The organism is Asaia lannensis NBRC 102526, assembly GCF_024054035.1.
Classification (GTDB): Bacteria; Pseudomonadota; Alphaproteobacteria; order Acetobacterales; family Acetobacteraceae; genus Asaia; species Asaia lannensis.
Genome location: NZ_JAMXQU010000008.1, coordinates 1 through 19,883, shown reverse-complemented (window position 1 = coordinate 19,883; position 19,883 = coordinate 1). Strand labels below are relative to the sequence as shown.

Below are 19,883 nucleotides of genomic sequence, written 5' to 3'. Positions count from 1 at the left end.
GTGGGGCAATGCCATCCTAAAGCTGCGCCATAGGCCTCACAAGATCCGTCCATTCCTTTTACGGAACGGAAAACTAGCTGGCGCGTCGATCCTGCACACGGGCCAGACCCGCAACCATGCCGACATCGATGCAAAGATAGGCGGCTATCGTCTCAGGCGATGCAGCAGCCAGCCATTGCGGCAGGGACAGGTCGTGATAATGATCCGATCTGAAAATCTCGAGCAGGCGCAGCGTGTCCGACCCGTGATTGCGAATGAAATGCCCTTCGGCGCGCTGGACATGCGCGACTGTTCCTGCACGCATGACCGAAACGGGTCGACGCCCGTCGGAAGGAAATCGAAGGAGGCTTCCGGTGCCGTCGAGGCAGATCTGCCAGACAGACGTATTCAGATGCCAGTGAAGGTCGGTACAGCATCCCGGATCGATCTCGACCAAAGCGGCAGAGAGTGCATCCGGGTCGCTGAATGCATCGGCCTCTACGACACGTAGCCTGCCCCATGATGTCGATTGAGGCGGCTGTTCCATAAGCCTGTGTCGAAAGCTCTCTCCCATCGAGCAGGGCACATCCGCAGTTTGCCCGGTCGCGGTTTGTTCGGAGAAACCGGTATCGTCATGTTCGCGCCCTCCGATGAGCGCTACAACGCTGGCCTTCTCGTTTTCATTGCAGTGGAACCAGGCTGAGACAGATGACGGCACACTCCAGACATCGCCCGCCTCGAGATGCTCATACCGTGCCGGACGGTGATTCTCACGGCGCATTTCGAGCACCGCACTGCCAGATATGACCATGCCCCAGCCTGTCGCCCGGCATCGGTGCGATGCGCCATGCGCAACACCGGCAAGAGTGTGATGCTGTACCCGCACATCATGCACACCGAACGGTGCCACGCGTTCCGACCAGGACCATCCCCCGCCTGCAACACCTTCTGTGGGTGCATCTTCATCCAGCATCGGAGCCCGTGCATGCCCGGCACGCTGGGACGCGCGCAGTCGTTCAGGCCAACCGACCCGCACGCCACGACGCGACATGCCTGCCCATCCATGCCCGTTCGTCATACCTGCACCGAATAGTCGCTGGAGCAGGTGAGGATCGAAAGACGCCATGACCGCCCTCCCTTTTTCGCACGGACCAGTTTTTTTTTGCAGACCTGGGCCCTGCGACCCGTTCGTCAGACTAACGCCGAACAGATTGATTGCTGCCAAAAATCACGGATTCGTGATCCACGAGGATCGTCAAAAGGCAAACGTCTCCTTCCGTGTGGCGCTTGAGAAAGGAGATTGAAAAGGAATTTTTGATGAAAACCGTTACTTTCCGGGATGGATGCTCGGTTCCGGCACTCGGCATGGGCAGCTGGAACATGGGCGACTCCAATGCTTCGTGCGCCGAGGAGATTGCCAGTCTGCGCGCAGGTCTCGATGCCGGGCTCAGCGTGATCGATACGGCAGAGATGTACGGTAGCGGGCGTTCGGAGCGACTGGTGGGCGAAGCCATAGACGGGCAACGTCACGCGGTCTTTCTCATCAGCAAGGTGCTGCCCTCCAACGCGACATTCGATGGCACCATACGAAGCTGTCAGGCCTCACTGAAGCGTCTGGGTACGGATTATCTGGATCTCTATCTGCTCCACTGGCGTGGCGGCGTACCTCTGGAGGAAACCGTGGAGGCCATGGAACATCTGAAATCGCGTGGAGCCATCAGGCGCTGGGGGGTATCGAATTTCGACACCGAGGATATGGAAGAACTCGATGCACTCGATACGAGTTGTTCAGCCAATCAGATACTCTACAATCTCGAGGCGCGCGGGATCGAATACGATCTGCTCGACCACGATCGTGACAACAAGGTCGTGTCGATTGCCTACTCTCCCCTCGGGCAGGGAGGCGAACTGCTCGACGATTCTGTGCTGGGGCAGATTGCCCGTACCTACGAAACCCCTTCGGGCATCGCGAGACCGGCGCAGATCGCCCTCGCCTGGACACTGAGAAACCCGAATGTGCTCTCAATCCCCAAAGCAGGCAGGAGGGCGCATCTGCGCGCAAATCTAGAAGCCCTGTCGATCACACTGCGTGACGACGATCTGAGGCAACTCGATGCGCATTTCAGGCCGCCTCAGCACAAAACGCCGCTCCAGATGATCTGAGAAGCAGGGGGGGGGAATTCGGCGAGCCACCGGGAAAAACCTCAGGAAATCCACGTAGAAAAACCGAGCGTGAGTGCACTGCGAACAGCACGTCACAGAAAGTGGTTTCTAAGATGCAATTATATTGTTAATATTCGTTCAAAATAATGAATGTCAGTCCATAAGCTGAAGGTATACCCTGATGACCAAGGAAGAATTCGAGAAATTTCTTGCGGCTCACCCCGGCATTTCCCATCAGTTCGAATCGGACAGGCGCGTATGGGTTTCGCATTTGCCGAGCGTTCATCTGCCGAGCTTCACGGGTCATCTGAGCGACTATCTGGAATGCGCACTGGCCTGCACGCAAATGGAGCCGGAACTGGAGTTCGTTTTCTACGACCCGCATTTCGAGGGTAACAGCCAGAATGCCCTCATCGATGCCGCCAACGAGCGCGCAGGAGAATTTCTTCCGATTTAACCGCCTTACGGCCCTCGCACCGTCCGGTTAAGATGGCCCTGTCGAGCGAGAAACATTCCAGTTGTGGAAACCGATCTGACAGCGACCGTGAATCCGGGTCCTCGACCCGGTTTCGAACCCATGTGACGTGGCGCATGATCGCGTAGCGCTGACATCAGGATAAACTGCTGATCGGCTGAGGACCCACATCCTGACCGGCAATGCCCGATACTGGCAGAGCCGATACTGGCGATGCCCGATCCACAACAGCAAAGCCGTGCTGCAAGGTTCACGATAGCCGAGCGATAACCGGTCGATACCCGGGGCACGTCGGTTGGGCACCCTCCTGCATTGGGCTAGCATGACCGGGCCTTTTGCCGGTATCACGTCACAACGACGACGCAATCCGCCGGATATCGCTTCTTTTCTGTCAGGATGAGACCCTGTTTCCGACCTTCGCCCTTGCCCTTCTGCCTGTCTGTTTTGCCATCAGGCTGTCGGCAATGTTCGGGCAAAGCCATGCCCTCATCCTTTTGCGTCTTGCAGCGCTCATCGCACAGATCGTCATCGCCGGATGGGCTGCCTGTGGGCTGCATGAAATCCATCTCGGACCTCTCGCTCTCGATCCGCTTCGTGGATGCTGGCTTCTTCTCTGGTCCATTGCCTGTTTCTCGCCTGCCCTGAAGGACAAACCGGTCAGCGCGGCGAGCGGAGCACTCGGACTGATCTGCGCATCGCCTGCCCTGAGCCTGATATGTTTCATGCCGTGCCTGATCGAGGGGCGATCACCTTCTTCCGCCTCCCGGCTCCAGCGCTGGAAACTCGGATTTCTGGCACCGGGCGGCTGTCTTGCAGTCGTCGCGGCCATCATTCCCGCACTCGGTCCGCTCGCGCCGGCCTTCAGCCTTGTCCTTTTGCCCGGTTTCATCGACCTGCCCGTTCTGGCCTATGCGCTCCTCGTGCCGGGGCTTCTGGCGCAACACGGGTTTTTCTGGCCGGTCGCGTTGTGCATTCTGGGAAGTGGGCTTTGCCTGCTCCTTCCAGTCAGGCTCGCACTGACTTTCTGGCCCGTTCTGCTGCTTGGACTAACCCTCAGTGCCCGGGCGGGCGGCCTGCCGGACAGCGCCCTTGCGGGAGGAGAAGCATTCATTCTGGCTCTGGCGCTGAGCGCCTCCGACCGCATAACAGGGTTCTTCAGAACACCCCTTCCTCCTCTTGCAGGCTTTCTGCCATTCTGGCTCGGGCTCCATTGTGTCAGTGGTCTGGCCGGACTCTCGCCGAGCTGGACAGCGGGTGCCATGATCCTGAGCCTCGTCATCGGTCTCCTTATGGTCAGGGCCTGGCTGGAGACATGGCAGAGCCTCTCGGGGAAGCGGCGCGTTCCATTGTCCGATCCCGTTCGATCCGATCATGACTCTATGGCAGGCGAGATCCCCACACCTGGTTATAGCCCGGCTGTCTGGGCCGATCGCGCAGCAATGCCTGCCCTGACACTGGGATTATGCCTGTCGATCTGTCCGGGGCTTCTGCTGGGGCTCGTTCATGAGGCTGTCCAGCATGTTGCAGGCGTCGCCCCGGAACTCTGGCGCTCATGGCCGATCTGGTCGATCGCTGGGGGAGATGGCGCGTTCTGGTATCCTGCCCTGATCTTTGCAGTACCCGCATTGCTTGCTCCCTTCGTTATGCCGCATCTGGCAGCCCATCTTCCTACCCATATACCCCTGCTGACAGACTGGCCTTTACCGGGTTTTCGTCTTCGTCTCCCCTGGGGACTCAGACGGGTCATGGCATCGCGACGACATCTGATGCGTGATATCGCTGGCCGCGTCATGCACCATTCCGCACAAGCGTCCGCAGACGGTTCTGCGCCGGCCGCAGGGCGTCTGGGCGGGGTCCTCAACCGACAGATCCTCCCGCTGTGGCTCGTCCTTCTGGCCTGTGCACTGGCATGGTTGGGCTGGGCCGCATGACAATCGTACTCGGTCTTTGCATAACCCTCGCGCAGCTCGCGATCCTTGCCGTCATTGCCCCCTTTCTGACCGATCTGGAATGCGCCATGGAGGCCCTGTTCACCGGGCGCCACGGCCCACGCCCGGGCTGGCGCTGGCGTCAGATCCGTACAGGCTGGAACCAGCCGGGAACGGTACCGGCATCGGGATGGATGGCGCTTTGTGCAGCGGGTCTGGCCTGTCTGGGTGTGCCCTATGCCAGCACATTTTCCGCCTTCGGCTTCCTGTCCGAGCCACTGGCCTGCGGCATACTGCTGATCCTCTCCTGCGTGCCGATCTGGGCCCAAGCCCAGAGTCAGGCGCCCACGCGCATGATCGCCCTCAGAAACCGCGCCAGCCTCGCAGCGATCGGTCAGGATCTGATTTTTCTTGTCCCGCTCCTTGCCCTGACAGGCACGCTTATCACGATCGGCCTGCCCGGTGCGGCAACGCTCGACGGGCTGTTGCAACAGCGTCTCCTTCAACCCGCCCCTGCCCTGCTCGGTGGTCTCGTCTTCGTGGCGACGGCAGTTCTGCTGATCCTGAACCGGAATTTCCTTTCGTACGCCGTTCTTGAAGGGCTGAGTGCCGGTGCCGAAGGGCGACACCGAAGCCTGCTGCGCTACAGACACGATCTTTCCTGTCTGTGCTGGTATCTGCTCGTTGCCGATCTGGTCTGGCCGGATTCCATTGCCACTGCCACGAGCTCATTCGGCCATCTTGCCCTGCTTTGGTGTGTGGCTGCCCCGGCCAAACTTGCGGTGCTCGTGGTTCTGGCAACAGGCTGGCGTGTTCTGCGACCGCTGCCCTCGGCCCGCCTGGCCCTTGTGCTGAGCGGGGCAGCCATTCTGCTGGTCCTGGCCGGGAGAATCGCATCATGACAGTCCTGCTCGGCCTGACCCTGCTGATTGCCCTTGCCGCCATAGGGCGGGATGCCCGTATCCTGCCTTTTCACGGCACCTGCGCCGCAGCGTGCGTGTCGGGGATCGGGCATGGTGCCCCTGCACTTGCCGCGCTCATTCTACTGCCCCTGCTCAACGGGGCAGGGTGGATCGTCCTGCGTCGCTATATCGCCTGGCGCTCCGGCGATCTGCGCGAGCGGCGTGCCGCCCAGCAATCTGCAGCACTCGCCGTCTGTGCAGCCATTCTGCTCGTTCTGCTGACGGCCCTTGCTGCCATGCCAGGGCTGCCGGTCCTGATCTGCACGGGGATCGTACTTTCCGGTTTATGCGCTGCGGCCCTACCGACGCCGCTTTTCCAGCTGACCGGGCTTCTGTGCGCGCTTAACGGTCTGCTCCTCCTCGGGGGACATACGCAAAGCTGGCCCCTCATTCTCGGCACCGCGCTCGTCTGGAGCGGGCTGCTTGCGCTAGGGGGCTGGTTGATGCCGCGTCTCGCCTGGTCACGCATCGGGAGCAACATCGATGGGTGAGACCCTGCACCAGATCGCGCAATTCCTGATCCCGGCCTGGCCGCTCATTGCAGCTTGTCTGCTCATTCTTCTGCCTGAAGCGCGCGCGCGCAGTTCCGCGCGGATTTTCGCGCTTGCAGGCCTTGCCCTTACGCTCGTTCTCACACCGCTTCTCTACAATCAGGATCTTCTGGCACGCTGGGGATGCCTGCTTGCGAGCACTGTTCCCCTGCTCGCATGGCGCGAAGCAAACGGACGCATTCCAACATCGCTCAATTTTCTGGCCAGTGCCGTGATCATGCTGGCCCTTTGTGCGAAAAGCGTCCTGCCCGTGGCCTGTCTGACCGGCTGTGCTGCGCTCGTGCTCGCGCTCAATGAAACACTGGTCACCTCACGGGCCAAACAGGCCTGGGAACCGATGCGCCTGCGACTGGCAGGTCTTGTCATGACCCTGCTCGGCACGAGCCTCACCACTCTTGGGGCCGATCCTGCCCTGCTTCGCCTAGGCGATCTGTTCATGGCCGTCGGCCTCTGTCTTCTCGCCGGTCTTGGTCTGCCGGGGACCTCCGGTCGCAGCATACGGGCCGATTACAGAAATGCGATCCTGCTCGATATGCTGCTTTGCCTCAGTGCGATTGCCCTGATGCTGCGCCTACCAGAGCGCGACATGACCCATATGGTGCTTCTTCTTGCAGGGCTCGCCGGACTCTGGATCTGCGTTCTGACGGATCAGGACAGCCCGCGGATCTCTGTGGCACTGGCCATTATCGCTGCCGCCCTGCCGATAGGTATCGTGCCATCGCTGCTCTTTCTGACCAGCGCATTCGCCCTTGCAGCCGAACCCGTCCTCCCGCTTCCCATGCGACGCTGGATCCAGTGCGGCCTGCCACCCTGGCCGGGCTTTGCAGCAAGCTGCATGGTACTCGCGGGATTGGCACGATCGGGCATTCTTCTTACCGGGCTCTGCGGTCTGGCGCTTTGCGTGCTGGCCAGTCGCTGCCAGCTTACCTCCTGCTTTCCTGCCTCGTGGCGCGACCGTGCGATCGTGCTGGCCCTTCTGGGTCTCGGTCTTGGTGCAGGTATCGTGACAGGGTGGACGACGTCCCTACCCTCTGGAGGGGCACTCCCTATCCTGTCTGACTGGCCTTTGAAATGGCGGGCACCATGAGCATGATTGCCGCAATACGGGCAGGAGAGGCCATAGCGCCGCAGCATTACCGTCTGGATGAGGGACAGTGGCGGGACATGCTGACAAAAGCGCCCGGCTGGTTCATTGCGCACTGGTGCGATGACAGCTTTGCCTATGCGCTGTTTCTCGATCACCGCACACCGCTCATGGTGAGCACGCCTCTGATCGACGGACGTTATTTCGCGCTTTCGGCTGTCCTGCCGCCCGCATCATGGCCAGAGCGCATCGCGCAGGATCTATGGGGATGTCTGCCCTTGGGCGCGGCCGATACGGAGCCTGCGCTGGACCGAGGCGGATGGGCGAGCATCGCGCCGCTGTCCCGCCGTTCCGTCCCATCGGATCATGCCCCGCCCTCTCCCGCGTTTCTCGATGCGCTCCACAGCGACATGGCTCCCTTTGCCTGGGGTAATGGCACGATTATCCCGGGTGCTGCCCATAGAGGACTGCTTCAGCAACTCATCGGTCAGCCTCCTGAAGCAGTTCTGAAGCTCATCGGGCGCAGCGTCTCTTCTGCCTTCGTTGCAGCACCCCTGGCCTATTCGCGTGCTGTGGAACAGGCGCTGGGCATCGTGCCGGGCGACGATGTGCGCGATGCACGCACATTGCTGTCTGAAATCGAGCGCATTGCCGTCCATTGCCGCGATATTGCCCTGCTGGCGGAATTGTCGGGCTTCGGCTTGCTGGCCACCCATGCCCGTCTGGCCGAAGATCTCTGCGCCAGTCTATGTGCGCATCATGGGGCGACAAGACGGCTGACGGATTCCATCACGCCCGAGGGCATTGCATCAGGACTCGATATCTGCGGCCTCGCCCATGCCGTTCACGACGCGCTCATGCCGCGTCTGGATCCATTGGAGACGCTTCATGCCCAGATGGCCGAATGCCTCGAAGGGCTAGGCACGCTGACATCGTCGCGTGCCCGCATTTTCTGTCTGGGGGGGATCGCAGGGCGTGCTTCGGGACGCTCTTTCGATCTGCGCCAGCTTGAGGACGATATGCGCCATGTTCCCGGGCGGGCCGGTTCCCGTATGGCCGGGGATGCCTGGGCGAGGCAATCCCTGAGACTGGACGAGATACGCGATTCCCTGCGCCGCATCGAACGTGTGGCTTCGCAATTCGGCACGCCTCTCCCTACCACGCCCGCTCTGCCGACCGGTTCGGGCGAGGGTATTGGCGCTGTGGAAGGTCCGCATGGCGATATCTGGTGCTGGGTACGCCTTCAGGACTCGCGTATCGAAGGAATCATGCTCCGCGATCCGGCACGCGCGCTTCTGGGGGTTCTGCCGCAGATGCTGCACAACCGGTGGGATGACAGGCTTGTTCTGGCGTCTTTCGGCTTCGATCCTGGCGGAGCGGAGCAGTAGGTTCCAAGGCCTTTACGCCTTGACGATCAGCCCCTCTTCGGAGCGTGCAGCATCGGAAGCAGCGGCGTCCTCCTGCACAGCGGGCGTTAAGGGCTGGCTCACTGAGGGAGGCGTCGTACCATGGACGCGCAGGGACGACATCGCTGCTTTCCACAGACGTGTCACGAACATGAGAAAGCTGCTGAACGTCGTCGCATAACAGGCCCCGGCGAGCGAGAAATGCGCGGTCAGGCCATAAAGGACGGGGAAATAGGCAAGGGTAATCCAGGTCCGGTTGGCCATCAGAAAGCCTATCTGCCCCATGACCGTCAAAAGCGGCTCCAGTGGCACGACCAGCAGGGTCAGGACAGCAGAAACCAACATGATCGAGATGTAATAGGTCGTGCCATGCAGATGGATATGCAGCATGAGCGAGAAAATGCGACCGCCGAAAAACGCTGCGACCAGAAGCAGGACAACAGACACAGCACAGAGAATACCGAAGATTTTCCATGTGAGGCGCTTGAGCCCCGACCAGTCCTGCCGGTCGCGCATCTTGACGAGTTCGGGATAAAGCACGGGCGAAAGCATCTGGGCCGGCGTGACGATCCCGTCGGCAATCTGGCGGCAGATCCTGAATACGGCGGCCTCGGCCGAGCCGAGCAGAGAGCCTACGACCAGCGTGCTGATATGGCCCGAGACAGCCCCAAGGGTCTGATTGATACTGGTCGAACGGGTGAACGCCCACATGCCGGGCAACTGCCAGCGCCACCCGGTCAACACATCGCGCACGCGAAGGCGCAACCCGATCTGATGACGCAGCGTGGAAAGGGCGAAATACAGGAACAGCCCGTAATCCAGAAGCACCGCGCCTGCCCAGACCAGAACGAAAAATCCGAGCTTGAGATGGAACACGTACCCGACGGCCGTGCCTGCCGTCCGGAAGATGGCCGTTATGGTATCGCTGACCGGAACGAGGTGAAAACGCTCGGTCAGGCGCAGAACGCCATTGCTCCATCCGGTATACATGAAAGGACAGATCAGCGCGTAGAAATAGGCCAGTGTGGTGACCCATGAAGTCCAGTGCGCGACATGGCTGTAGAATGTCACGCTGATCAGACCGATCGAGACGGCCACCAAGGCCGAAAGCAGATCGAGACGGATGCAGAACCCGATGATCCTGCGCAACAGATCGAGATCGCGCTGTGCATAGGGCTCGTTGCCATAGCGTATGAGTGTCTGCCAGGACTGCATGCGGGAAAATGTCGAAGCCATGATGCCAAGGGAATGGATCAGGATCAGCACACCGAACGACGCCAGACCGAGCGCCCTGACGGCAAAGGCAATATAGGCAAAGCTGCATATTGCCGTCGCAATGCGCCCCAGTGTCAGAAAGCTGACATTATGGACGATCCGTCTGCCGGCAGAAGGGTGTTTCGACATGAGGGGGTTTTGGACGTCCGGTCGCGAAATGGGAAGGGAGAGGGTAAAAAAACTTATCCGATCCTCCCATTTACCGCCCGAGCCTTGCAGCATTCTCCGCGCTCGCCATCTCTGACAAAACGCCACATGGAGATGACACACACCGGGCAGGTCTTTCTCCTGCATGTTCTGCCGGGTGTCCTACGGGCTTGGACAGGCCCAGCATAATCTCAAACATATAATTTCAGCATGTGTTTTTCAGCCGAGGTTTCATGAGTGCTCCCCTTCGCCCGGCCCCGTTTCCGCCGACCATGGCCGTCCAGACCGATCCGGCCCGCTTCACCGGCCTGCGCGGTATTGCGGTCAACGAACCGCTAGCCCGGTCGCTCGGCCTGTCGCCCGACTGGCTGAAATCCGATGAAGGACTTGCCTTTCTCGGGGGACAGTTGCGGCTGAACGATGTGGCACCCGTCGCGCAGGCCTATGCCGGTCACCAGTTCGGGCAGTTCGTGCCCCAGCTTGGCGACGGGCGGGCCCATCTTCTGGGTGTGCTGACCGATTGCAATGGCCGGGAAAAGGACATCCAGCTCAAGGGATCGGGGCCGACCCCGTTCTCGCGCCGTGGGGACGGGCTTGCTGCACTCGGGCCGGTATTGCGCGAATATCTGGTGAGCGAAGCCATGGCGGCCTTGCATGTACCGACCACGCGCGCCCTTTCGGCGGTGCTGACAGGTGAGACGGTCTGGCGCGATCGCCCTCAGCCAGGAGCCGTTCTGGCACGTGTGGCCGCCAGTCATCTGCGTGTCGGGACGTTCCAGTATTTCGCCGTGCGGGAAAACAGCGAGGCCATCGGCTTTTTGTGCGATATGGCCATTGCACGTCATTACCCTTGTGCCCGTGAGGCAGCGCATCCCGTCAGGGCGCTCTACGATGGCGTGGTGGCCGCACAGGCACGGCTGATTGCACAATGGATGAGCCTTGGCTTCATTCACGGTGTCATGAATACCGATAACATGGCGATTTCGGGCGAGACGATCGATTACGGTCCCTGTGCCTTTCTCGACAGCTATAGCGCAGGCAAGGTGTTCAGTTCGATCGACCGCAACGGACGTTATGCCTATGCCAATCAGCCGAAACTGGCGGGCTGGAATCTGGCAAGGCTGGCCGAGACGCTTCTGCCTCTGTTCGACCCGGATGAAGACAAGGCGCTGGACCACGCGCAATCGGCCCTCGGGCGGTTTCTACCGCTCTACACCGAGGCTTATGACGATCTGATGCGGGCCAAACTCGGTCTGTCACAGCCCCATGACGACGATCCTGCTCTGATAGCGGCACTTCTGGCCTGTATGGAAACGCACCAGCTTGACTGGACCCTGACATTCAGACGGCTTGCCCGTGGAGAAAACCTGCTCGATGCCAGCCTGTCCGACGCCATGCCGGACGACCTCGCTTCGTGGATGTCGCGCTGGCAGGCGCGTCGCGCGCTCGACCCGCTTTCGGAGGCCGAAAGCCAGGCCCTGATGCTGAAAAGCAACCCGGCCGTCATTGCACGCAATCACCGTATCGCTGAAGCGATAGAGGCTGCGGAGACGGGGGACTTCAGTATTTTCGAAGCGCTTCTGACGCGCATCACCCGACCGTTCGAGGATGATGCCACCTATGAACGCCCCCCCGAAGACGCGCAAATCGTCAGGGCGACGTTCTGCGGCACGTAAGAGGTCGCCAACCAGAGGCTCGCTAACGGCGTCCAACGGGTTTCGATAGCATGAGAGGGGGCTTTTTTTCTTTCTGGACGCGCTCCCAATCGAGATCGAAGCGCGCAAGATATTTGCGCAGCCGGTCAGCATCGTTGCGGCTCGATCGTTGCGTACGCGAGACAGAGAACAGGGTACGTCCGGCATCGGAAAGACTGGCGGACAGGCGACACACCCTCACCACTGTCGCAAGCTGAACACGATCGAACATATCGATCGATTCCGGGTCGGGAAGAATATCGGCCAGTAGCTGTGTGTCATCGGGCACGTAGCCATGCGACCCTGCTGGAGCCGCGCTGCGCCAGCGGTCTCCAAGTTCCATAATCTCATCCTCGATCATGGAAACGGTGATGCGACCGCGCTCGGCGAAAGTACACAGACGCAGGATGGACATGGCAAGATCACGGTAATTCCCCGGCCATCGCGCCTCCGCAGAACGCCCGAAGCGCAGATAGCGCTCTCTTGCGCCGGGGGCAAAGCCGGTCTTGGTTCCGAGCTGACGTTCTGCCATGCCAAGCGCATGATCGAATTCGGCTTCCAGATCGATCAGACGCTCCCGGAGAGGCGGAATGCGCATGATCCATGGAAAAAGCCATTCCAGCCCCTCCGCTTCATGTGCCGTGCCTATCAGACGGAATTGGATATCAAGATCGGTTTCACCACCAATCGGACGATAACGCCCCTCATCTGCAGCTCGTGCGAGACACGCGCGCAAAGAGACCGGCAAATGCTCCATATCGTCGATCAGAAGTGTGCCACGATGCGCCTGCGCCAGCAGACCCACTCGTTCTATTCCGCCGCCATTTCCCAAGCCACGCTTCTGACCCAGAAGCATGGCGGGTCCATCCGGCGTTGCAAGAACGGTTGCACTGATCCTGACAAGAGGGCCACGCAGCAAATGACGCTGAACACGTAATAGATGGATACGCGTACCCAGCGTGGATTTGCCACATCCGGTCTCGCCCACGATGAGAATTGGCGCATCGGAACGCAAGGTGATCGACTCCAGTCGACCTATGAGGCGGTCCAGCACCGGATCGCGGCCTGTAATGCCGCCCCGCAGCAACTGCGACTGCTGGGCTGCGGCAATCTCGAACCGGTACTGGAGCGCATCGTAGCGGGCGAGGTCGAGATTAATGACGCTCAGGCGACCATAAGGCCCTGTTTCGGGACGAGGCGGTTCCATCTGGATCAGATGACCTGGGATATGACGACTCTCCGTCAAGAGAAACCAGCATATCTGTGCAACGTGAGTCCCCGTCGTCAGATGGACGAAATACCGTTCACGATCCTCATCGAAGCCATAAGCAACAGCAAAGTCGTAAAGTTTACCGTAGACTTCCTCCAGATCCCACGGATCGTCGAAATCGAGTGGTGTCAGTCGCACCTCGGTTTCAAGAGAAACGGCAGCGATGTCGCGCGCCACATGACCTGCCAGCGCTTGCGCATAGCTGGGGTAAAGCAACTCGAAGCGATCGACTGGAAATGTCTCGTGAGCACAAAGCTTTACGCTTGGCTGCCACGCCCCGCTGCCCCGTATCCGATCAATCTTCGTGCCAAGCAAACCGATAACGACATTTCTCATGACACGATTATTCCAGATAAATGACGATATAAAAAGATCGTATTTTTTTAAGCCAAAAACCCCCGTTCGAAATTTTAATGTTGTTTTTCAATATCTTGCTTCTACTTTAGATATTTCTTTCCGATGAAATACATTCTCTCTCATGCTCAGCCCTCTGGTTATTCACGAAAGAGAGGCAGAGGATCATGACCGATCCAAGACATATCGACGGCACCGTTCTGATTGATTGGGGCCACACGCCAGGACCAGGCTTCGCCGCAACACTAGAACGGGCCCGTTTCCTCGCTCAGGAGGGCCATGACGAAACAGCCATACGGGCTGCCATCGTACCGGCACCCCCGCCGACACGGTTACCGCTGCAGGACCCGGACGATGTGCCTCTTCACGTCTCGCTCGAAGCCGAGACGCCTGACGAGACAGAGAACCGCGAGCGTGTCATCGAAACGATGCGCACACTGATCCGCACGCCGACCGTTGTCGCTGCAGCGATCATGCCCGATGCCTGCCCGGCAGGCCCGCTTGGCACAATTCCGGTTGGCGGTATCGTGAGTACGCGCAACGCCATTCATCCAGGCATGCATTCACCCGATATCTGCTGTTCCGTCATGATGACCGACCTTGGGCCGGTCGATCCCGTATCCGTACTCGACGCCGCCTCGGGTATTACACATTTCGGTGCCGGAGGGCGCGATCAGGGCCGGCGCTTCACACTCTCGCTGGATCTTCTGGATGCGTTTCGCGAGAATCCGTTCCTTTCCTCGCCGAAGATCGTGCATGCAGCACAGACCCATATGGGGACGCAGGGCGACGGCAATCACTTCCTCTTCGTGGGGCGTTCACGCGCCACGGGCCATACCGCCATGGTGACGCATCATGGATCACGCGGTCCCGGTGCCCAGTTATATCGTGCAGGCGTTGAAGTGGCAGAGCGCTGGAGACGCCTCCTGTCACCTGAGACACTGCGCCAGAATGCCTGGATCCCGGCCGATAGTGATGAGGGGCGGGACTACTGGCATGCACTTCAGATCATCCGTCGCTGGACCAAGGCAAACCACAATGCCATCCATCAGGCTGTGACTGAAAACCTGCGGGTCACCCCTGTCGAGCGTTTCTGGAACGAACATAATTTCGTTTTCGAGCGCAACGGGCTGTTCCATCACGGGAAAGGTGCAACGCCAGCTTGGGGCAGCTATGCCGACGACGCGACGGGTAAGGTACTCATTCCGCTGAACATGGCCGAGCCGGTTCTTGTCGCCCGTGGACGCGACGCAGCTCATGGGCTGGGCTTCGCCCCTCACGGTGCAGGGCGCAACATGACGCGTACGGAGCATCGCCGTCGTATGGGGGATATAACGCCTGAAGCCCTGCTTGCAGCCGAGACTCCGGGCCTCGATATCCGGTTTTTCGGAGGCAGGATCGACGTGTCAGAACTTCCCTCAAGTTACAAGCGTGCGAAGAGTGTTGTGGAGCAGATCGGACGCTACAATCTTGCAGATATCGAGGACTACATCGATCCGGTTGGCTGCATCATGGCAGGCGATATGTTACCGCCCTGGCTCAGTGGCCGCCGCGCCGGTGGCAGGCGCTAGAATCGGCAATCGCCCAATGTCGCGCTGCAGAAGGCTCGTGTCGACAGGGTTGAGGTCAGCCAATCCCCAGCCGTCGACGCAGCTTGCCGATCTCGCGTCCGGCCTCGATCATCAGGCCATGGGGGGAGAGTTCCGTTCGCTTGATATCGAACAGGGTTACGGGGCCTGCTGCCGAGAGAGTGTGCATGCCCTCGGCATAAGGCGCGAAATACGGTGCGATCGGCAAGGCCGGACCGGTATGGGTGATGACACGTTCAGGAGTCAGTTCATCGAACCAGAGCGGACGTATCGCCCCGCCATAGGTATGGGCGCAATCCTGAACCGGCAGCATCAGACGCCCGTCGATTGTGACAGGCGTCCCACCGGCGCGGGCGCTCGAAGGATCGAGCCTGATCGGGTTCTGGTGGTGCCGCGTCCATGGACCGCACAGCGAGGGGGCATAGGCGGCGTGAAGGCGGCTCGGTGCCTTTTTCGCTGCCTCGACGGGGGTATAGATCATCCACCACAGACCGTCCTGAAAATGAAGTGTGGCATCGACAGCGATTTCCCCACCCAGATCGATCTGGCAACCGGGAACCCAGCGATCGGGAAACCGCTCGGCGCGGTAAAGCGTCTGTGTGCCAGAGCGATGGGCCTCAGGCAGCATCCAGAACGAGCCCTCGGCTTCGATAACCTGCGGGTAGGAAAGATGCCACTTTTCACGCAGTACGATCTCGTTGCGCAGCAGGGTGTAGCTGGCATCGTAAACGAAGAGCTCGATCTCGCCGACACGATTGCGGTAATCGTAGATCTCGACGAACACATGCAGCTTGCCGTCATGCCATACGCCGAACGGATCGGCGCGAAACTGGAACCCACGCGGCATGTCCGGCAGGAAATGGCAGGGAATGGCTGTCCAGTCAGGGTTCTGGATCAGGCTTGCGAGGGGAGCCTCCAGAATGCCTGTTCGCCAGATATCCTTGCGCAAACCCATGAAATGTCCCTCTCCGGTCGTGTTCTCCCGCCTCCATAGGTCAGAACGAACCGGTGCGTAATGGCCGATGCGCAACAGGATGCGAAAACTGCCGGGCCAATACGGTACCACCCCGGCACTACAGGAGCGTTCCAATGAGAGGGCAGGACGATTTTCGGCCCGACACGCAAGCCTGCGCGGATACGGGTCCGTTCAGCGTCCTGCCGATCGGAGGGGTATCATCGGAGAGTTATCTCAGGGCCGCGAAGTCCGGCACCCTCCGACAGATGACGCAAAGGCGACCTCAGAATTGCCGGACCGACGGAAAGATTTCTAACGCAGGTCGATGCGAATGCGCCCCTTGGGGCTGGAGGCGTCTGTCCTGGCTTCGATCTGGACCTGACTGGCTGGGGCACCCGAAGCCACAATCTGCTCTGCCACGTCCTTGCCGTCCTGCGCTGTCAGGGTTTCGAGCGATTTGACCTGAGCGGCAGGGCTCTCTGTCACCGGAGAGAGGACTGTCACCACGAAGAGAAGATCGGGCTTGCGCGACAGTGCGAGCTTCGTGCTGCGCGTAACCGCTGGCACCCATTCCTCCTTCGGTGTTCCCGCAACGATCTGGAGGAACGGCGCCGGGGCGGGTTTGGCTGGCGGAGCAGGCGGAATATAGGGCTTGGGCGGCTTGCCCGCATTGGGATCGAACAGGCGCTGATCGGGCGGTGTGCAGGCTGACAGGGCCACCGGAACGAGGCACAAACCGGCAATCGCCAAAGACCGAAATTTCAGGAAACCACAATTCGAAGCATTCGTCATCGTCATGACCTAAAGAACTTGCAGGAAGACCGGACACAAGCAAGAGAGCGGGAACAGAAAGACCAGTTTTCACGAAAATATCGATAAGATTTTTGGTAGCCCCCTCTCGTCTCGTCTTCCAAGGGTGCTATGGTTTCGCCTCTTATAACGAAACCGCCTACTGGCCGGGAGACTACAATGGCTGTGAAAATCGCGATCAACGGTTTTGGACGTATCGGACGTCTGGTGCTGCGTGGTATCATTGAGAGCGGACGTACGGATGTCGTGCCTGTCGCCATCAACGACCTCGGCTCCGTCGAGGAAAGCGCCCATCTGCTGGCCTATGACAGTGTTCATGGCCGTTTCCCCGGCACGATCCGCGTCGATGGCAATGCCCTGATCATCGAAGCCAATGGCCGCACCTACGGCCCGATCCGCTTCTCTGCCGAACGCGATCCGAGCAAGGTGCCGTTCGAGGGCGTCGATGTCGCCATGGAATGTACCGGCCTGTTCACCAGCAAGGAAAAGGCTTCGGCCCTCATCAAGGCCGGTGCACGCAAGGTTCTGATTTCCGCTCCGGGCACCGATGTCGATGCCACCATCGTCTATGGCGTGAACAACGACATGCTGACGAAGGACATGACGGTCATCTCCAATGCTTCCTGCACCACCAACTGCCTGGCACCTGTCGCCAAGGTGCTGGATGAAGCGGTCGGCATCGAATGCGGTTACATGGTGACCATTCACTCCTATACGGGTGACCAGCGCACGGTTGACACGCATCACCGCGACCCGCGCCGCGCCCGCGCAGCCGCACTGAACATGATCCCGACCTCGACGGGCGCCGCCAAGGCTATCGGCCTGGTTCTGCCGCACCTCAAGGGGCGTCTGGATGGCACCTCCATCCGCGTGCCGACGCCGAATGTTTCGGTTGTCTCGCTCGACTTCATCCCGAGCCGCGCACCGGCTTCTGTCCAGGTCATCAACGACGCGCTGCGCGCTGCCGCTGAAGGCCCGCTGAAGGGCGTGCTCGACTACAACGAAGCACCGCTGGTGAGCAGCGACTTCAATCACTCCTATGCATCGTCCACTTTCGATGCCACCCAGACGGCAGTGATCGACGGCGGCAAGCTGGTGCGCGTCTGCTCGTGGTACGACAATGAATGGGGCTTCTCGAACCGCATGTCCGACACGGCAGCTCTTTTCGGCAGCCTGTAAAACCAAGAAAGCGGGAGAAAGAGCATGGCCAGTTTCCATACGCTCGACGATTTGTCTCCTGAGGGAAAGCGCGTTCTTCTGCGCGCTGACCTCAACGTGCCGGTGCGCGAGGGTGCCATCATGGATACGACGCGTATCGATCGCGTCATTCCCACCATCTGCGAGCTGGCCGACAAGGGCGCACGCGTGATCATTCTGAGCCATTTCGACCGCCCCAAGGGTCAGGTCGTGCCCAGCATGTCACTCGCGCCCGTGGCCGAACTGCTGGAATCGAAAATCCAGCACCGGGTCTATTTCGTGCCTGACTGCGTTGGCCCGAAAGCAGAAGAAGCCGTTGCCAACCTCAAGGATGGCGAAGTCTGCGTTCTGGAAAACACACGCTTTTATGCGGGTGAAGAAAAGAACGACCCGGCGTTCACGGATATGCTGGCGCGTCTGGGCGACGTGTACGTGAACGATGCATTCTCGGCGGCTCATCGTGCCCATGCCTCGACCGAAGGCCTGGCCCATCATCTACCGTCCTTTGCCGGACGCCTGATGGAAGCCGAGCTGAACGCCCTGAACGCAGCGCTCGAACTGCCGGAACGCCCTGTGGGCGCGCTGATCGGCGGCGCAAAGATCTCGACCAAGCTCGATCTCATCGGAAACGTGCTGGGCAAGGTCGATGTGCTGTTCATCGGCGGTGCCATGGCCAACACCTTCCTCGCGGCGCAGGGCGTTGCTGTCGGCAAGTCGCTTCAGGAAGCCGACATGCATGAAACCGCACGCAAGATCATGGCGCAGGCCAAGAACGGCAAGTGCGAAATCATCCTGCCGGTCGATGCGGTGATCGCTCGCGAATTTCGCGAAGGTGCGCCGTCGGAAGTATGCGACATCAATGCCGTACCTGCCGATGCGATGATCCTCGATGCCGGCCCCAAGACGGTTGCGCTGATCGAGGCCAAGCTTGAGCAGCTGAAAACGCTTGTCTGGAATGGCCCGCTCGGCGCCTTCGAAATCAAGCCTTTCGACGCGGCAACAGTGGCCGTGGCCCAGAAGGCAGCGGCACTGACACGGGCAGGAAAGCTCAAGACCATCGCCGGTGGTGGCGATACGGTCTCTGCACTGCGTCACGCAGGCGTGGTCGACGAAATGAGCTATGTTTCGACAGCCGGCGGGGCCTTCCTGGAATGGCTCGAAGGCAAGCTTCTGCCCGGTATTGCCGTGCTGAACGACGCAGCGCGTAACGTCTTCCCGCTCTGACCCCCCGATCCTTCGGGAAGGATACGGCCGGTTGCATCACGTTTCATGACAACGTGATACAATCGGCCGGTTTTTATTGCGCAGTATTTTCCGACCCGCATACAGTCGCAGCGACCGGCAAAAAAACCGGATTCTAGCGAAATTACGGTTCCACCGGGAAAGAGGATCACGCTGTTGCGTATCTGTTCTGCCTTGTTTGTCGGCGTCTCAACACTCCTTGCTATCCCTGCGGTCCATGCACAGGACAACGCGCAACGGGCTGTCGTTTCGCATGACGCGAATGACCGGGTTGCGAGCAGGGAAAATCTGCGAAATTCCTGGCCTCGTCACTCCAGGCCAACAGATGTGAAGCCCGGGCTTACGGGTCTCGAATCGGCTTCTGCCTTTTCACTCGCGCCGGTGTCATCGACAGAACCGTTGATCAGGCAGGCTTCGCTGACGGTCAAAGCCAAAGCCCCTGTCAGCCGGAATGGCTTTACAGAGGCCCCTCTTCCCGATGACGATCTCGATGCTCCCAAAGAGCGCGGGAATGACGGCGATGCGACATTGCGTCCCGATTTCTTCCAGCGCAACCATCATCAGGTGGGAGATGCACTCGCTGGTGGCGCAGGTGCCAACGACCAGCGACGCGGTCATGGCTCCATGGCTGCTGGTGTAGCCGTTGCCATTCCGATGGATTGAGGAGCGTGGCGCGTTGCTGAGCGAAGCCCGACGGGAACGGGCGTAACATTGCCAGCGTATCGAACGGCTAACGTCAGGAATTCAGCGAAAAATCAGACTAGGCTGCGTTGACAAAAGACCTCAGCCATAGCCTGGCGGC

17 protein-coding genes are annotated in these 19,883 nt (G+C 60.1%); 12 read left to right on the top strand and 5 right to left on the bottom strand.

Translation table 11 applies throughout. The annotated features are described in order from the left end of the window. Nucleotides 1-73: 73 nt before the first annotated feature. Nucleotides 74-1,105, bottom strand: a complete 1,032-nt coding sequence (locus NF685_RS10770) for a cupin domain-containing protein (protein ID WP_252849596.1) — start codon at nucleotides 1,103-1,105, stop codon at nucleotides 74-76. 191 nt (nucleotides 1,106-1,296) lie between these two features. Here NF685_RS10770 and NF685_RS10765 point away from each other — a divergent pair, with 191 nt between their 5' ends. The 7 genes from NF685_RS10765 (at nucleotide 1,297) to NF685_RS10735 (ending at nucleotide 8,530) form a co-directional block, all read left to right on the top strand. Beyond that, a complete protein-coding gene (locus NF685_RS10765) occupies nucleotides 1,297-2,142 on the top strand; it encodes an aldo/keto reductase (protein ID WP_252849595.1) in 846 nt (281 codons plus the stop codon). A gap of 181 nt (nucleotides 2,143-2,323) precedes the next feature. Further along, the gene (locus NF685_RS10760) at nucleotides 2,324-2,599 is read left to right on the top strand and encodes a hypothetical protein (protein WP_222548313.1); all 276 of its coding nucleotides are present in this window, start codon (nucleotides 2,324-2,326) and stop codon (nucleotides 2,597-2,599) included. A 353-nt stretch (nucleotides 2,600-2,952) separates the two neighbouring features. Further along, the gene (locus NF685_RS10755; protein WP_252849594.1) at nucleotides 2,953-4,548 is read left to right on the top strand and encodes a hypothetical protein; all 1,596 of its coding nucleotides are present in this window, start codon (nucleotides 2,953-2,955) and stop codon (nucleotides 4,546-4,548) included. Beyond that, nucleotides 4,545-5,447 (top strand): hypothetical protein, encoded by a 903-nt coding sequence (locus NF685_RS10750; protein ID WP_252849593.1) that lies wholly within the window; start codon nucleotides 4,545-4,547, stop codon nucleotides 5,445-5,447. Before NF685_RS10755 ends, NF685_RS10750 begins: the two co-directional genes overlap by 4 nt. Continuing rightward, nucleotides 5,444-5,998, top strand: coding sequence for a hypothetical protein (locus NF685_RS10745; RefSeq protein WP_252849592.1), 555 nt, complete (start codon nucleotides 5,444-5,446; stop codon nucleotides 5,996-5,998). The genes NF685_RS10750 and NF685_RS10745 overlap by 4 nt, the downstream gene beginning before the upstream one ends. Beyond that, nucleotides 5,991-7,145, top strand: coding sequence for a hypothetical protein (locus tag NF685_RS10740; protein ID WP_252849591.1), 1,155 nt, complete (start codon nucleotides 5,991-5,993; stop codon nucleotides 7,143-7,145). Before NF685_RS10745 ends, NF685_RS10740 begins: the two co-directional genes overlap by 8 nt. Next, on the top strand, nucleotides 7,142-8,530 hold the full coding sequence (locus tag NF685_RS10735; protein ID WP_252849590.1) for an NADH-quinone oxidoreductase subunit D-related protein: 1,389 nt from the start codon (nucleotides 7,142-7,144) through the stop codon (nucleotides 8,528-8,530). Before NF685_RS10740 ends, NF685_RS10735 begins: the two co-directional genes overlap by 4 nt. 12 nt (nucleotides 8,531-8,542) lie before the next feature. Here the strand turns inward: NF685_RS10735 and NF685_RS10730 are convergent, their stop codons facing one another. After that, the gene (locus NF685_RS10730) at nucleotides 8,543-9,952 is read right to left on the bottom strand and encodes a lipopolysaccharide biosynthesis protein (RefSeq protein ID WP_252849589.1); all 1,410 of its coding nucleotides are present in this window, start codon (nucleotides 9,950-9,952) and stop codon (nucleotides 8,543-8,545) included. 251 nt (nucleotides 9,953-10,203) lie between these two features. Between NF685_RS10730 and NF685_RS10725 the strand changes: the two genes are divergently transcribed. Then, entirely contained in the window at nucleotides 10,204-11,646 is a 1,443-nt protein-coding gene (locus tag NF685_RS10725; RefSeq protein ID WP_252849588.1) for a protein adenylyltransferase SelO, read from the top strand. A gap of 22 nt (nucleotides 11,647-11,668) precedes the next feature. Here the strand turns inward: NF685_RS10725 and NF685_RS10720 are convergent, their stop codons facing one another. Then, nucleotides 11,669-13,270, bottom strand: coding sequence for an RNA repair transcriptional activator RtcR family protein (locus tag NF685_RS10720; protein ID WP_252849587.1), 1,602 nt, complete (start codon nucleotides 13,268-13,270; stop codon nucleotides 11,669-11,671). A gap of 185 nt (nucleotides 13,271-13,455) precedes the next feature. On the opposite strand from NF685_RS10720, the gene NF685_RS10715 reads away from it, so the two are divergent. Then, nucleotides 13,456-14,859 carry an RtcB family protein gene (locus NF685_RS10715; protein ID WP_252849586.1) on the top strand — a complete coding sequence of 468 codons (1,404 nt, stop codon included), beginning with the start codon at nucleotides 13,456-13,458 and terminating at the stop codon, nucleotides 14,857-14,859. Between the two features lie 55 nt (nucleotides 14,860-14,914). On the opposite strand, the gene NF685_RS10710 is transcribed toward NF685_RS10715, so the two are convergent. Together NF685_RS10710 and NF685_RS10705 are read right to left on the bottom strand one after the other, a co-directional pair. Beyond that, nucleotides 14,915-15,832 carry a glucosamine inositolphosphorylceramide transferase family protein gene (locus tag NF685_RS10710; protein WP_252849585.1) on the bottom strand — a complete coding sequence of 306 codons (918 nt, stop codon included), beginning with the start codon at nucleotides 15,830-15,832 and terminating at the stop codon, nucleotides 14,915-14,917. A 312-nt stretch (nucleotides 15,833-16,144) separates the two neighbouring features. Further along, nucleotides 16,145-16,630: a hypothetical protein gene (locus NF685_RS10705; protein ID WP_252849584.1), complete on the bottom strand. Its 486-nt coding sequence runs from the start codon at nucleotides 16,628-16,630 to the stop codon at nucleotides 16,145-16,147. Nucleotides 16,631-16,801: 171 nt separating this feature from the next. Between NF685_RS10705 and gap the strand changes: the two genes are divergently transcribed. From gap to NF685_RS10690, 3 genes are all read left to right on the top strand, one after another. Then, a complete protein-coding gene (gene gap / locus NF685_RS10700) occupies nucleotides 16,802-17,821 on the top strand; it encodes a type I glyceraldehyde-3-phosphate dehydrogenase (RefSeq protein ID WP_252849583.1) in 1,020 nt (339 codons plus the stop codon). A 24-nt stretch (nucleotides 17,822-17,845) separates the two neighbouring features. Continuing rightward, on the top strand, nucleotides 17,846-19,063 hold the full coding sequence (locus NF685_RS10695) for a phosphoglycerate kinase (protein WP_252849582.1): 1,218 nt from the start codon (nucleotides 17,846-17,848) through the stop codon (nucleotides 19,061-19,063). Nucleotides 19,064-19,408: 345 nt separating this feature from the next. After that, nucleotides 19,409-19,744 (top strand): hypothetical protein, encoded by a 336-nt coding sequence (locus tag NF685_RS10690; RefSeq protein WP_252849581.1) that lies wholly within the window; start codon nucleotides 19,409-19,411, stop codon nucleotides 19,742-19,744. Nucleotides 19,745-19,883: the final 139 nt, after the last annotated feature.